The organism is Parasphingorhabdus sp. (assembly GCF_036964565.1).
Classification (GTDB): Bacteria; Pseudomonadota; Alphaproteobacteria; order Sphingomonadales; family Sphingomonadaceae; genus Parasphingorhabdus.
Genome location: NZ_JBALTN010000007.1, coordinates 124,992 through 137,833, shown reverse-complemented (window position 1 = coordinate 137,833; position 12,842 = coordinate 124,992). Strand labels below are relative to the sequence as shown.

Annotated in this window: 13 protein-coding genes; 7 read left to right on the top strand and 6 right to left on the bottom strand. The window is 61.7% G+C overall.

The genetic code is table 11. From position 1 onward, the window contains the following. Window positions 1-75 precede the first annotated feature (75 nt). The 4 genes from V7650_RS11665 to ilvC are packed head-to-tail and all read left to right on the top strand — an operon-like array spanning window position 76 to window position 3,739. A complete protein-coding gene (locus V7650_RS11665; RefSeq protein ID WP_335656416.1) occupies window positions 76-1,821 on the top strand; it encodes an acetolactate synthase 3 large subunit in 1,746 nt (581 codons plus the stop codon). Beyond that, window positions 1,821-2,336 carry an acetolactate synthase small subunit gene (gene ilvN, locus V7650_RS11660; protein WP_335656415.1) on the top strand — a complete coding sequence of 172 codons (516 nt, stop codon included), beginning with the start codon at window positions 1,821-1,823 and terminating at the stop codon, window positions 2,334-2,336. Before V7650_RS11665 ends, ilvN begins: the two co-directional genes overlap by 1 nt. After that, complete coding sequence (locus V7650_RS11655) at window positions 2,333-2,704, top strand: hypothetical protein (RefSeq protein ID WP_335656414.1); 372 nt, start codon at window positions 2,333-2,335, stop codon at window positions 2,702-2,704. The genes ilvN and V7650_RS11655 overlap by 4 nt, the downstream gene beginning before the upstream one ends. A 15-nt stretch (window positions 2,705-2,719) precedes the next feature. Further along, a complete protein-coding gene (gene ilvC, locus V7650_RS11650; protein ID WP_335656413.1) occupies window positions 2,720-3,739 on the top strand; it encodes a ketol-acid reductoisomerase in 1,020 nt (339 codons plus the stop codon). On the opposite strand, the gene V7650_RS11645 is transcribed toward ilvC, so the two are convergent. Continuing rightward, complete coding sequence (locus tag V7650_RS11645; RefSeq protein WP_335656412.1) at window positions 3,740-4,168, bottom strand: BLUF domain-containing protein; 429 nt, start codon at window positions 4,166-4,168, stop codon at window positions 3,740-3,742. A gap of 328 nt (window positions 4,169-4,496) precedes the next feature. Between V7650_RS11645 and leuA the strand changes: the two genes are divergently transcribed. The 3 genes from leuA (at window position 4,497) to V7650_RS11630 (ending at window position 8,245) form a co-directional block, all read left to right on the top strand. After that, a complete protein-coding gene (gene leuA, locus V7650_RS11640; protein ID WP_335656411.1) occupies window positions 4,497-6,155 on the top strand; it encodes a 2-isopropylmalate synthase in 1,659 nt (552 codons plus the stop codon). 78 nt (window positions 6,156-6,233) lie between these two features. After that, window positions 6,234-7,205, top strand: a complete 972-nt coding sequence (locus V7650_RS11635; RefSeq protein WP_335656410.1) for an NAD(P)H-dependent flavin oxidoreductase — start codon at window positions 6,234-6,236, stop codon at window positions 7,203-7,205. A 17-nt stretch (window positions 7,206-7,222) separates the two neighbouring features. Beyond that, on the top strand, window positions 7,223-8,245 hold the full coding sequence (locus V7650_RS11630; RefSeq protein WP_335656409.1) for an NAD(P)H-dependent flavin oxidoreductase: 1,023 nt from the start codon (window positions 7,223-7,225) through the stop codon (window positions 8,243-8,245). Window positions 8,246-8,282: 37 nt separating this feature from the next. Here V7650_RS11630 and mltG read toward each other — a convergent pair whose 3' ends face one another. The 5 genes from mltG to fabD all read right to left on the bottom strand — a co-directional run bounded on the left by mltG (window position 8,283) and on the right by fabD (window position 12,748). Then, window positions 8,283-9,254 (bottom strand): endolytic transglycosylase MltG, encoded by a 972-nt coding sequence (gene mltG / locus V7650_RS11625; RefSeq protein ID WP_335656408.1) that lies wholly within the window; start codon window positions 9,252-9,254, stop codon window positions 8,283-8,285. Window positions 9,255-9,258: 4 nt separating this feature from the next. Further along, a complete protein-coding gene (fabF, locus tag V7650_RS11620; RefSeq protein ID WP_335656407.1) occupies window positions 9,259-10,515 on the bottom strand; it encodes a beta-ketoacyl-ACP synthase II in 1,257 nt (418 codons plus the stop codon). 152 nt (window positions 10,516-10,667) lie between these two features. Beyond that, on the bottom strand, window positions 10,668-10,904 hold the full coding sequence (locus V7650_RS11615; RefSeq protein ID WP_207988207.1) for an acyl carrier protein: 237 nt from the start codon (window positions 10,902-10,904) through the stop codon (window positions 10,668-10,670). 115 nt (window positions 10,905-11,019) lie between these two features. Then, entirely contained in the window at window positions 11,020-11,763 is a 744-nt protein-coding gene (fabG, locus tag V7650_RS11610) for a 3-oxoacyl-[acyl-carrier-protein] reductase (RefSeq protein WP_335656406.1), read from the bottom strand. A 49-nt stretch (window positions 11,764-11,812) separates the two neighbouring features. Beyond that, window positions 11,813-12,748, bottom strand: coding sequence for an ACP S-malonyltransferase (gene fabD, locus V7650_RS11605; protein ID WP_335656405.1), 936 nt, complete (start codon window positions 12,746-12,748; stop codon window positions 11,813-11,815). Between the last annotated feature and the right edge of the window lie 94 nt (window positions 12,749-12,842).

Sequence of the window (12,842 nt, the reverse complement as noted above, 5' to 3'; positions counted from 1 at the left end):
ACAAGGCTTGCGTATCCTGCTGCTGTGCAGCATGGCGGGCGGGCAGCGCGAAACAGACAGTTATTGGAGCATGATGTGGCCGAAAAGAGCGGCGCCGACATATTGGTCGAAACCCTGCTGGACCTCGGAGTAGATACCGTTTTCGGCTATCCGGGCGGCGCTGTGCTGCCCATTTATGACGCGCTCTACGAACATCCCAAGATGAAGCATATCCTGGTCCGGCACGAGCAGGCCGCGACCCATGCCGCGGAAGGCTATGCGCGCTCGACCGGCAAGCCCGGGGTTGTGCTGGTTACATCCGGCCCGGGCGCGACCAACGCGGTGACCGGCATTACCGATGCGCTGATGGACAGCATCCCGATGGTCGTGATCACGGGCCAAGTGGCGACCAACCTGATCGGCACCGACGCCTTCCAGGAAGCCGACACGATCGGCATCACCCGCCATTGCACCAAGCATAATTATCTGGTGAAGCAGCCTTCCGACCTGGCCGCTGTCGTTCAGGAAGCCTTTCATATCGCGACGCAGGGGCGCCCCGGTCCGGTGGTCATCGACATTCCGAAGAATGTCCAGGTGGCCGCGGCCGAATTTGCCCGCCACACCGGCAAGGGCAACAGCCGCTACCAGCCGCAGACCGAGGGCGATTTCAAGGATATCAACAGCGCCGCCGAAATGATCATGAGCGCCAAGGCGCCGATTTTCTATACCGGCGGCGGCATCATCAACAGCGGTCCAAAGGCCAGCAAGGCCCTGCGCGAACTGGCTGAAATGACCGGCTTCCCGGTCACGTCGACGCTGATGGGCCTCGGTGCCTTTCCGGCTTCTTCCGACCAGTGGCTGGGCATGCTCGGCATGCACGGCACGTTCGAGGCCAATATGGCGATGAACAAGGCGGATCTGGTTGTCTGCCTCGGTGCGCGCTTTGACGACCGGATCACCGGTCGGCTCGATGCGTTCTCGCCGAACAGCAAGAAAATTCACGTCGATATCGACCGGTCCTCAATCAACAAGACGGTCAGAGTTGACCTGCCGGTGATCGGCGACGTCGGCCGGGTGATGGAACAGCTGATCGCGGTGCTCAAGGGCCGCCGCTTCGCGAAGCCGAAGCATGAGGAATGGTGGTCGCGGATCAAGGGCTGGCGGGCAACCAATTGCCTGGAATATCCCGAAAACAAGACGGAGATCATGCCGCAGGAGGCGATTCGCCAGCTCTGGAAGGCGACCCACGAACGCGAGCCGATCATCACCACGGAAGTGGGCCAGCACCAGATGTGGGCCGCCCAGCATTTCGATTTCGAAAGCCCGAACAAGTGGCTGACCAGCGGCGGTCTCGGCACCATGGGCTACGGCCTGCCCGCCGCGATCGGCGCGCAGCTCGGCAATCCCGACGCGCTGGTGATCGATATTGCCGGGGAAGCTTCGATCCAGATGAATATCCAGGAACTCGGCACCGCCACCCAATATCGCCTGCCGGTCAAGATCTTCATCTTGAACAACCAGTATATGGGCATGGTCCGCCAATGGCAGGAACTGACCTACGAGAGCCGTTATTCAAACAGTTACAGCGACAGCTTACCAGATTTTGTGAAGTTGGCGGAAAGCTATGACTGGACCGGAATCCGCATCGAGGACCCGGCGGATCTGGAGGCCGGCATCCAGAAGATGATCCAAACCGATGGCCCGGTGATGGTGGATTGCCGGGTTGCACAGCTTGCAAATTGTTTCCCGATGATCCCCTCCGGCGCGTCGCACACCGAAATGCTGCTGACCGAAGCGGACGTGAAGGGCACAATGGACGACCAGGCAAAGGCTTTAGTGTGATGCATATTCATGAAGAGGCCGTCGAACGGCACGTACTGGCCGTTCTGGTCGACAACGAAGCCGGAATCCTGGCGCGCATCGCCGGCATGTTCACGGCGCGCGGCTATAATATCGAAAGCCTGACCGTCGCCGACATCAGCGAGGATCACGCGATCAGCCGGATCACTATAGCGACCAACGGGCCGCCGCACGTGATCGAGCAGATCATTTCGCAGCTCGACCGGCTGGTGCCGGTGCACAGCGTGCGCGACCTGACCGAATCCGGTCCCCATGTGCAGCGGGAGCTGGCGCTGGTCAAGGTGGCCGGCAAGGGCGACAACCGGATCGAGGCGATGCGGCTGGCCGACGCCTATCGCGCGCGGATCGTCGATGCCTCCACCGAGAGCTTCATTTTCGAGATCACCGGCGCGCCGGACAAGATCGAGACGTTCGTTGCGCTGATGCGCGAGGTCGGGCTGGTCGAAGTCGGGCGGACCGGTGTGGTTGCGGTGTCCCGGGGGCCCAATCCTGCATGAACAGCGCCCTGCTCTATCTGGGCGGCATCATGCTGGTCGGCGTTGCCCTGTTTCACGGCGTCGCCGGGCAGAGGATCCTGATTTCCCCGCTGTTGCGGCAGCGTGCGGGGATGATGGACGACGCCATGCCCCGCACGATGATCCAGTTTGGCTGGCAAGTGGGGACGGTGCTCACATTGCTGCCGGCGCTCTATCTGTTTCTGGTCGCATCGGGTGAAACCGGGGGCAGCACGGCCATGGTTCTGGCCATCGGTCTGTCCTTTGTCGCCATGGGGCTGGCCAACGCGGCGATGACCCGTCTGAAACATCCCGGCGGCTTCGTGCTAACGACCACCGGACTCGTTGTTCTAACTTCACTATATATCTGAAATTAAGGAAGAAAAATGAAAGTCTATTATGACGCCGATGCTGATCTCGGCCTGATCACCGGAAAGAAAATCGCGATTGTCGGTTACGGCAGCCAGGGCCATGCCCATGCCCAGAACCTGCGCGACAGCGGCGTCAAGGATGTCGCCATCGCGCTCCGCGCCGGCTCGGCCACCGCCAAGAAGGCGGAAGCGGCCGGTTTTCAGGTGATGACCAACCAGGAAGCCGCAGCCTGGGCCGACATTGTCATGATCCTCGCTCCCGACGAGCATCAGGCGGCGATCTATGCCGATGACCTGCACGACCATATGAAGGATGGCGCCGCCCTCGCCTTCGCCCATGGCCTCAATATCCATTTCGGCCTGATCGAGGCGCGCAAGGATCTCGACGTCATCATGATCGCGCCCAAGGGCCCCGGCCACACGGTGCGCAGCGAATATCAGCGCGGCGGCGGCGTCCCCTGCCTGATCGCGATCGATCGCGATGTGTCCGGCAACGCCCATGATGTGGCGCTGGCCTATGCCTCCGGCGTCGGTGGCGGCCGTTCGGGCATCATCGAGACCAATTTCCGCGAGGAATGCGAAACCGACCTGTTCGGCGAGCAGGCCGTGCTGTGCGGCGGCATCACCCATCTGATCCAGGCGGGTTTCGAAACGCTTACCGAGGCCGGCTATGCGCCGGAAATGGCCTATTTCGAATGTCTGCACGAAACCAAGCTGATCGTCGACCTGCTCTATGAAGGCGGCATCGCCAACATGCGCTATTCGATCTCCAACACCGCCGAATATGGCGACATCACCACCGGACCGCGGATCATCACCGCCGAAACCAAGGCGGAAATGAAGCGGGTATTGGCGGACATCCAGTCGGGCCGCTTCGTGAAGAATTTTGTGCTCGACAACCGCGCCGGCCAGCCAGAGCTGAAGGCTGCGCGCAAGGCGGCCGAAGCGCATCCGATCGAGGAAACCGGTGCCCAGCTGCGCGCGATGATGCCGTGGATTGGTGCCAACAAGCTGGTCGACAAAGACAAGAACTAGCTATTGCGCTGGTGACCGGGCGGCCTCAGCCGAGGCTGCCTGGTCGCGAGCCGCCGCAAATTTCAGCAGATTGTCGGCGACATCGCGGTCGCAATTCTGGACCAATGGCTCGACGGCCGCCTTCAGGCTGCCGCCGGCTTTGGACATCTGGCACACCATCGCCCAGCCCGGAAACTGGCGGCGGCTTATTGTCAGGCCATGCAGTCGAATGATCGCCCGATGTCTCGGGTCAACCGAAATACGGGCGAAGGTTTCTTCCACCTTGGCTTCATCCCCTTCGAGATATTGCAGATAGCGCCGTCGGTCGTGGATCAATATGCCGGTGATATCGTTGGATTCATTATTGTGCTGGGCCCGCCGCAGGAGGTCCTGGACTTCATCCTCGCCCATCTCGCTGGTGGGGCTGCTCATGTAGACCAGACAGTACAATCCGGTGTTTCCTTTGATCGTTCCCGAGTTTTCTAATCGGAAAATCTTAAAAATTTACAACCAGATAGACGACAGTCTGTAGCGTGGGGCTGGCGCGGGCCGCAAAAAATCGATCGTCAGAGTTGATTTATCCGGAACTTTGGATAAAAAGCAGCGCATGACGAGGTTAAAAGCTCTCTCGCTGCTACGACTTACACGCCCTTAGGCGTACCAATACTGCTGCCCGATGCGCGCAGTGCCCCGCCTAAGGGACGATTTTCCAGAATATTCCAGAAAACCGGCGAATTTGCGTCTTGCGCGCAATTTCCAGCAGCATAAGAGTGAAGCCATGCACCCGAATCCGTCACAAAAATATCGCCCTTTCCCGCAGATCGACCTGCCCAACCGGCAATGGCCTTCGCGCACCATCGACCGGGCGCCGCGCTGGCTGTCCACCGACCTGCGCGACGGCAACCAGGCGCTGATCGACCCGATGAACGCCGAAAAGAAGCAGCGCTTCTTCGACCTGCTGGTCAAGATCGGGGTCAAGGAGATCGAGGTCGGCTTCCCGTCGGCCGGCGCGACCGATTTCGATTTCATCAGCGGGCTGGTCCAGTCCGGCAAGATTCCCGACGATGTCATGGTCCAGGTGCTGACCCAGTCGCGCCGCGACCTGATCGAGACCAGCTTTGCCAGCCTGGAAGGCGCGCGCGCCGCCATCGTCCATCTCTACAATGCGGTGTCCCCGGCCTGGCGCGATGTCGTGTTCCGGCTGGACAAGCAGGGAGTCAAGGATATCGCCCGCGAAGGCGCGACTATCCTGCGCGAACAGGCGGAAAAATATCCGGACACCGACTGGCATTTCGAATATTCGCCCGAGACATTCTCCACCGCCGAGCTGGATTTCAGCCTCGAGGTGGTCGAGGCGGTGATGGAGATTCTCGAGCCGACGGCGGAAAAACCGCTGATCCTCAATCTCCCGGCGACGGTCGAGGCCGCCACTCCCAATATCTACGCCGACCAGGTCGAGTGGATGTGCACCCATATCAGCAAGCGCGATCATGTCGTGGTCAGCCTGCACACGCACAACGACCGGGGTTCGGGGATCGCCGCCTCGGAACTGGGCCTGATCGCCGGCGCCGACCGGGTCGAGGGCTGCCTGTTCGGCAATGGCGAACGGACCGGCAACGTCGATCTTGTGACACTTGGTCTCAACATGTATACCCAAGGCATTGATCCCAAGATCGATTTTTCCAACATGGACGAAATCGTCAAGACCGTCGAATATTGCAACCAGCTGCCGGTGCCGGCGCGCCATCCCTATGCCGGGGAACTGGTATTCACCGCCTTTTCCGGATCGCACCAGGACGCCATCAAGAAGGGTTTTGCGGCGCAGGAACAGCGCAACGACGAATATTGGAACGTGCCCTATCTGCCGATCGATCCGCGCGACCTCGGCCGCGATTACGAAGCCGTCATCCGGGTCAACAGCCAGTCCGGCAAGGGCGGCATCGCCTGGATCCTGGAGCAGGACCATGGGCTCAAGCTGCCGAAGCGGCTGCAGGCCAATTTCAGCCGGACGGTGCAGGAGCTGGCCGATGAAACCAGCCGCGAACTGTCTTCCGAAGATATCTGGGATGCTTTCCGGACGCGCTATCATCTCGACGGCAGCGGCCGGTACAGCCTAGTCGACTATGACGAGCGGGCAACCGGCGGCGAACGCATATTCGTCGGCAAGATCCGCGGGCCCGACGGCGAAATATCGGTCAGCGGCCGCGGCAACGGCCTGATTTCCAGCGTGGTCGACGCGGTATCGTCGGCGCTCGGCATCTCGCTCGAGATCATCGACTATAGCGAGCATGCGATCGGCGCCGGCAAGGATGCGCAAGCGGCCGCCTATATCGAGTGCAAGACCGGCGACGGCAAGGAATTTTACGGCGTCGGCATCAACAGCGATGTCGCCACCGCCTCGGTCGAAGCGCTGCTCAGCGCGGTCAACCGGATTTAAGCAGTCAGTTAAAATAACAGTAGAATATGCCGCCGCATCGGGTAATGCGGTGGCACTGCTTTTCACATCGGGGGTTCCATGACTTTACCAGCCATTTTCGACAATCTTCGCCTGCCGCTTATCGGCTCGCCTTTGTTCATCGTGTCCGGACCGGAACTGGTCATCGCCCAGTGCAAGGCCGGCATCGTCGGCAGCTTCCCGGCCCTCAACGCCCGCCCGCAGAGCATGCTCGACGAATGGCTGCACCAGATCACCGAGGAACTGGCGACCTGGAACCGGGAAAATCCCGACAAGCCGGCGGCGCCGTTCGCGGTCAACCAGATCGTCCACAAGTCCAACGACCGGCTCGACCAGGACATGGCGACCTGCGCCAAATGGAAGGTGCCGATCGTGATCACCTCGCTCGGCGCGATCGAGGACCTGAATACCGCGGTCAAGGGCTGGGGCGGCATCGTGCTGCACGACATCATCAACAACCGCTTTGCCCACAAGGCGATCGAAAAGGGTGCGACCGGCCTGATTCCGGTGGCGGCGGGTGCCGGGGGCCATGCCGGCACGCTGTCGCCGTTCGCGCTGATGCAGGAAATTCGCGAATGGTTTGACGGGCCGGTGGCGCTCTCCGGCTCGATCGGCAACGGCGCGTCGATCCTGGCGGCGCAGGCCATGGGCGCCGATCTCGGCTATGCCGGGTCTGCCTTCATCGCCACCAAGGAAGCCAATGCGGACCAGGGCTACAAGGAGGGCATCGTCGAGGGCAAGGCCTCCGACATCGTCTATTCCGACCTGTTTACCGGCGTGAAGGGCAACTACCTGCGCCAGTCGATCGAGAATGCCGGCCTCGACCCGGACAACCTGCCGCAGGGCGACTACAAGACGATGAACTTCGGTTCGGGCGGCAATACCGAGAAAAAGGCCTGGAAGGATATCTGGGGCTGCGGCCAGGGCATCGGCCTGATCAACGAGGTGATGAGCGTGCAGGACATGGTCGACCAGTTCACCCGCGAATATCGCGAGGCGCGGGAAAGCCTGAAACAGCGGTTCAACTATTAGGGCGAGAAGGTCCGGAGATGCTGTCCTCCTGGTCCGCCAATCGCTTCACCGGTGCATTTTCCCTGTCCACCCCGATCGCGCTCGCCCCGATGGCGCTGGCAACCGGCGGCGCGTTGTCGGCGGCCTGTGCCCGGGCGGGAGCCCTTGGCCTGGTCGGCGGCGGCTATGGCGATCTCGACTGGACCCGGCGGGAATATGAGGCAGCGGTGACGCTGCTCGAGGGCGATGATCACGCGCTTTCCCGCCTTGGCTGCGGCTTCATAACCTGGAAACTCGCGGAAGACCGCAACGCCCTTGACTGGCTGCTCGATCAGCCGCAGAAACCTGCGGCGGTCATGCTGTCCTTCGGCGACCCCGGGCCGTTCGCCCGCGACCTGCGCCGGCAATCCATTCCGCTGATCTGCCAGATCCAGACAATCGCGCAATTGCCCCAGGCGCTGGACGCCGGTGCCGCCGTCATCGTCGCGCAGGGCACGGAGGCCGGCGGCCACGGGATGAACGACCTGGACGGGCGCAGCACCTTCACGCTCGTACCGGAAATAGCCGACGCGCTCGCCCGGCGGGCGCCGCAGGTCCTGTTGCTGGCAGCGGGCGGAATCGCCGATGGCCGGGGCCTTGCCGCCGCGCTGATGCTGGGTGCCGACGGCGCACTGATCGGGTCGCGATTATGGGCGAGCACGGAGTCGCTCGCGGCAGAAAAAGCCAAGCAGGTCGCCCTGTTGGCCACCGGCGACGATACCGCGCGAAGCGGCATTTTCGATATCCTGCGCGGCAAGAACTGGCCTGAATGCTTCGATTTCCGTGCGATCAGAAACGGGCTCCACAGGCAATGGGAGGGTCGCGTTGCGGCGCTTCGGGCTGATCCGGGCAGAGCCGTTCAGGACTATCTGGAGGGTGTCCGGCAGGAAGACTATGACCGGTCGCATATCACGGTCGGCCAGGGCATCGGCCTGATCCACGAACTGCTTCCCGCGGCGCAGGTGATCGTCCAAATCGACGAGGACGCGCGGGCCTTGTTGCCGGATCGACATCGGGATTAATAGTTCCCAAGCAACAGGCCGGGAGGCGGGCGCCCTGCTACATCTCCCCGCGCGCGCGGCGCAGGGCGAACCATTTTTCCACGTTGCGGTTGTGCTGTTCCAGCGTCTCGGCAAAGACATGGCCGCCCTTGCCGTCGGCAACAAAATAGAGCGCCTTGGTATCGGCGGGGTTGAGCACCGCCTCGATCGAGGCGCGGCCCGGATTGGCGATCGGCCCCTTGGGCAGGCCGACCATGGCATAGGTGTTATAATCGTTGACCTGGGCGATTTCCGATTGCCGGATGCGGCGGCCGAGCGGCTTGCCGCGGGTGATCGGGTAGATGATGGTCGGGTCTGCCTGCAGCATCATGTTCTTGCGGATGCGGTTGCTGTAGACGCCGGCCACGGTGCGCCGCTCCCGCGCGAGCGCCGTCTCCTTCTCGACGATCGCCGCGAGGGTGATGGCCTCCTCCGGCGAATCGACCACCGTACTGGATGAACGCTGCGGCCATAGCTCGGCGATCGTGTCCTTCATCGCCCGCTGCATGCGCAACAACACGGCGGCGCGCTGTTCGCCGCGCTCGAAACTGTAGCTGTCGGGCAGGATCGATCCTTCCGCCGGGACCGGGATATCGCCCTTCAGCAGCTCTTCCGCCATCAGCGTCTCGTAGACGAGGATCGACGGCGTGCCTTCGGGTACGGTGATCAGGCGCTGGACGGTCTTGCCGCCCTGCAGGATGGCGAGGATCGCGGCGTTGCTGGCACCGGCCGGGATTTCGAATTCGCCGGCCTTGATCGGTTCCGACCCGCCGAGGATCTTGGCGCGGGTCAGGAAGGCATCGGCGGACTTGATCACGCCTTCGGATTCCATGGTCGCCGCGGCGGTGGCCAGGCTCGAGCCGGACCGGATCACGAGCGTCCGCTGTTCTTCCAGCGGCCCACTGGCGTTCCAGCCATAGAGGAAATTCCCCGCCAGCAGGACCGCGATGACCACCCCTGCCGCCAAGATCAGGCAACCGAGACGGCGCATGAGTCTAGATCGCCTTCATGATGATGCTGGCGTTGGTGCCGCCAAAGCCGAAGCTGTTGCTCAGCACGGCCTTCACTTCGCGCTTCTTGGCGAAATGCGGCACCAGATCGACGCCTTCGCAGCCTTCGTCCGGATTGTCGAGATTGAGCGTCGGCGGCACGATCTGGTCGCGCAGGGCAAGGATGCAGAAAATGCCCTCGACCGCGCCGGCACCGCCGAGCAGATGGCCGATCGCCGACTTGGTCGAGCTCATCGACATGGTCTTGAGATCATCGCCGAACAGCCGCTTGACCGCAGCCAGCTCGATGGTGTCGGCCATCGTCGAGGTGCCGTGGGCGTTGACATAGTCGATATCGGCGGTGGTCAGGCCCGAGCGCTTGAGCGCCATTTCCATCGAGCGGTAGGCGCCGGTGCCGTCGGGATGCGGGGCGGTGACATGATAGGCATCGCCGGACATGCCGTAGCCGATCACTTCGCAATAGATTTTCGCGCCGCGCGCCTTGGCATGTTCATATTCTTCCAGAACGACGACGCCAGCGCCCTCGCCCATCACGAAGCCGTCGCGGTCCTTGTCATAGGGCCGCGAGGCTGCGGTCGGATCGTCGTTGCGCTTGGTGGAGAGCGCCTTTGCCTGGGCAAAACCGGCGATGCCGATCGGGCAGATGGTCGCTTCCGCGCCGCCGGCCAGCATCACGTCGGCGTCATCCAGCGCGATCATGCGGGCCGCGTCGCCGATGCTGTGCGCACCGGTCGAGCAGGCGGTCACCACGGCATGATTGGGGCCCATCAGGCCATATTTGATCGACACCTGACCGGAAATGAGGTTGATCAGCCGGCCGTGGACGAAATGCGGGCTGACCCGGCTGGGACCCCGCTCGTGCAACACGATCGATTCCTTCTCGATTCCGGGCAATCCGCCAATGCCGGAGCCGATCGAGCAGCCGGCGCGCAATTTGGCTTCGTCGGACATGTCGGTGAGGCCGGCGTCCTCGAGCGCCTGACCGGCGGCATCGATGCCGTAGATGATGAATGGGTCAACCTGGCGCTGGACCTTGTGGTCGACGCGCAGATTGGGATCGAAGCCATATTCGTGATCGGCCGGCTTGACCTCGCAGGCGATATGGCATTTCTGGTCGGAGGCATCAAAGCGCGTGATCTTGCCCGCGCCGGACTTGGAAGCCAGGATATTGGCCCAGGTCGTTTCCACATCCCCGCCCAATGGCGTTACCAGGCCCATTCCGGTTACAACTACACGGCGCATATCAAGCTTCTCCTTGCGGACTTCCCCTGCCCGAAATCAAAAACGGCCACCGGTTCAGGACTTTCCTCCCGGGCCGGTGAGCCGCTTTGCTATTTTTCAGCGATCATTGGCCCCGAGGCGCGCCCATATTGCTGGCGACACCTCAAAATCAATTAACCCTTGTTTTTGTCGATGAAATCGATGGCGTCTTTAACGGTGGCGATTTTTTCGGCTGCATCGTCAGGAATTTCGACGCTGAATTCTTCTTCAAACGCCATAACCAGCTCAACGATATCGAGGCTGTCAGCGCCCAGATCATCGATGAAGGCAGCTTCTTCGGTCACTTTGTCGGCTTCAACACCCAGATGCTCAACAACGATCTTCTTTACGCGGTCTGCAGTCTCACTCATGAGAGGTCCTTTTTGTTATAGATGAATTTCCATTTCGTCCTAGTGCGGTGGCGCGCGCCTTGCAAGTGTCCGTGAAGTCGAAATCGCACCGGAGACGATGTTTTTGGCGCAAGCCCTATGAAATCATCGCCATACCGCCATTCACGTGCAGGGTCTGCCCCGTCACATATGCGGCTTCCCGGCTGGCCAGATAGACCACAGCGGCCCCGATATCCTCGCCACTGCCCATTTTGCCGGCCGGAATCTTGCGATTGATTTCGTCTTTCTGCGCATCGGTCAGCGCATCGGTCATCGGGGACTGGATGAAACCGGGCGCGACGCAGTTCACGGTGATGCCGCGGGACGCAAGTTCCTGCGCAAGCGCCTTGGACATGCCGACCAGGCCGGCTTTCGAGGCAACATAATTGGCCTGGCCCGGATTGCCGGTGGCGCCGACCACGGAACTGATCGAGATGATCCGCCCGTGGCGGGCCTTCATCATCGGCCGGGACGCCGCGCGGATCAGACGGAAGGCCGACTCGAGATTGACCCGGATCACGTCGGAGAAATCTTCGTCGGACATGCGCATCGAAAGGCCGTCACGCGTGATACCGGCGTTGTTGACCAAAATGTCGAGCTTGCCCATTTTTGCGACCGTATCGGGCACCAGGGCATCGACCTCGTCCGGCTTTGACAGGTCGCACGGCATGACGACATGCCCCCCGCCGGCCATTTGCGGGATCATTTCCATCAGAACCATCTTGCGCGTGCCGGAGAGCGCAACGGTAGCACCCTGCTCGGCCAGCGCCCTGGCGATGGAAGAGCCGATACCGCCCGAAGCACCCGTCACCAGCGCTGTCATTCCCGTCAAGTCGAACATTTCAATTTCCTTCAAATTTGCCAGTGCCGGCTGCGCCGTGCCCTTGTTGTCAGACGGTCTTCAGAAAAGACTCGATATCGTCCAGCGAAACAAGGCTGACGGTTTCCGCGGACGGCGAAATCCGACCGACCATGCCGGTCAGAACCTTGCCGCCAAATTCGACAAATTGCTCGACCCCGGCTTCGGTCATATTGCCGACCGATTCCCGCCACCGCACGGTTCCGGTAACCTGCTCGACCAGCAGCTGCCGGATATCGTCAACGTCCGAAACCGAAGCGGCGCTGACATTGGCAAATAACGGGACAACCGGCGGAAATATGCTCGCCTCTGCCAGCGCTTCTTCCATTGCTTCTGCCGCCGGTGCCATCAGCGAGCAGTGGAAGGGCGCGGAGACCGGCAGCAGCATCGCACGCTTGATCCCGTGGTCCTTGGCGGTCGCGATCGCGCGCTCGATCGCGCCGATGTGGCCGGAAATCACGACCTGGGTCGGATCATTATCATTGGCCACGGTGCAAATTTCGCCCTCCGCCGATGCATGGGCCAGCGCCGAAGCCTTCTTGATATCGGCACCCAGCAGGACCGCCATACTGCCTTCGCCGACGGGAACGGCTTTCTGCATCGACTGCCCCCGCAGCTTCAGCAATTCGGCGGTTGTCGTCAGGTTGAGGGCTCCGGCAGCGCACAGCGCGCTATATTCGCCGAGGCTGTGGCCGGCAACATAGCTGCACAGTTCCTCGAGCGACCGGCCGCCGTCCTTTTCCATGACCCGCAGCGTGGCGACCGCGTTGGCCATGATCGCGGGCTGCGCATTTTCGGTCAGCGTCAACTCTTCGGACGGCCCCTCGCACATCAGCTTGAACAGATTCTGCTCGAGCGCGTGATCAACCTCTTCAAATACCTCGCGAGCCGTGCTGCTGGCTTCGGCAAGCGCCTTGCCCATGCCAATCGCCTGGCTACCCTGTCCCGGAAAAATAAACGCGCGCATGATGACCCCTAATTTTGAATATGGTCGGAATTAGGGAGGATTGGCTGTTCATGCAAGCGTCGCCGTTGCCAAGCAAAAGCATTGCGTAATTTTA

Coding starts and splice junctions, on each gene's coding strand:
- fabG (WP_335656406.1), bottom strand. CDS start 11,763: ATGTTCGACTTGACGGGAATGACAGCGCTGGTGACGGGTGCTTCGGGC.
- fabD (WP_335656405.1), bottom strand. CDS start 12,748: ATGCGCGCGTTTATTTTTCCGGGACAGGGTAGCCAGGCGATTGGCATG.
- ilvN (WP_335656415.1), top strand. CDS start 1,821: ATGCATATTCATGAAGAGGCCGTCGAACGGCACGTACTGGCCGTTCTG.
- V7650_RS11635 (WP_335656410.1), top strand. CDS start 6,234: ATGACTTTACCAGCCATTTTCGACAATCTTCGCCTGCCGCTTATCGGC.
- mltG (WP_335656408.1), bottom strand. CDS start 9,254: ATGCGCCGTCTCGGTTGCCTGATCTTGGCGGCAGGGGTGGTCATCGCG.
- ilvC (WP_335656413.1), top strand. CDS start 2,720: ATGAAAGTCTATTATGACGCCGATGCTGATCTCGGCCTGATCACCGGA.
- V7650_RS11615 (WP_207988207.1), bottom strand. CDS start 10,904: ATGAGTGAGACTGCAGACCGCGTAAAGAAGATCGTTGTTGAGCATCTG.
- leuA (WP_335656411.1), top strand. CDS start 4,497: ATGCACCCGAATCCGTCACAAAAATATCGCCCTTTCCCGCAGATCGAC.
- V7650_RS11630 (WP_335656409.1), top strand. CDS start 7,223: ATGCTGTCCTCCTGGTCCGCCAATCGCTTCACCGGTGCATTTTCCCTG.
- V7650_RS11655 (WP_335656414.1), top strand. CDS start 2,333: ATGAACAGCGCCCTGCTCTATCTGGGCGGCATCATGCTGGTCGGCGTT.
- fabF (WP_335656407.1), bottom strand. CDS start 10,515: ATGCGCCGTGTAGTTGTAACCGGAATGGGCCTGGTAACGCCATTGGGC.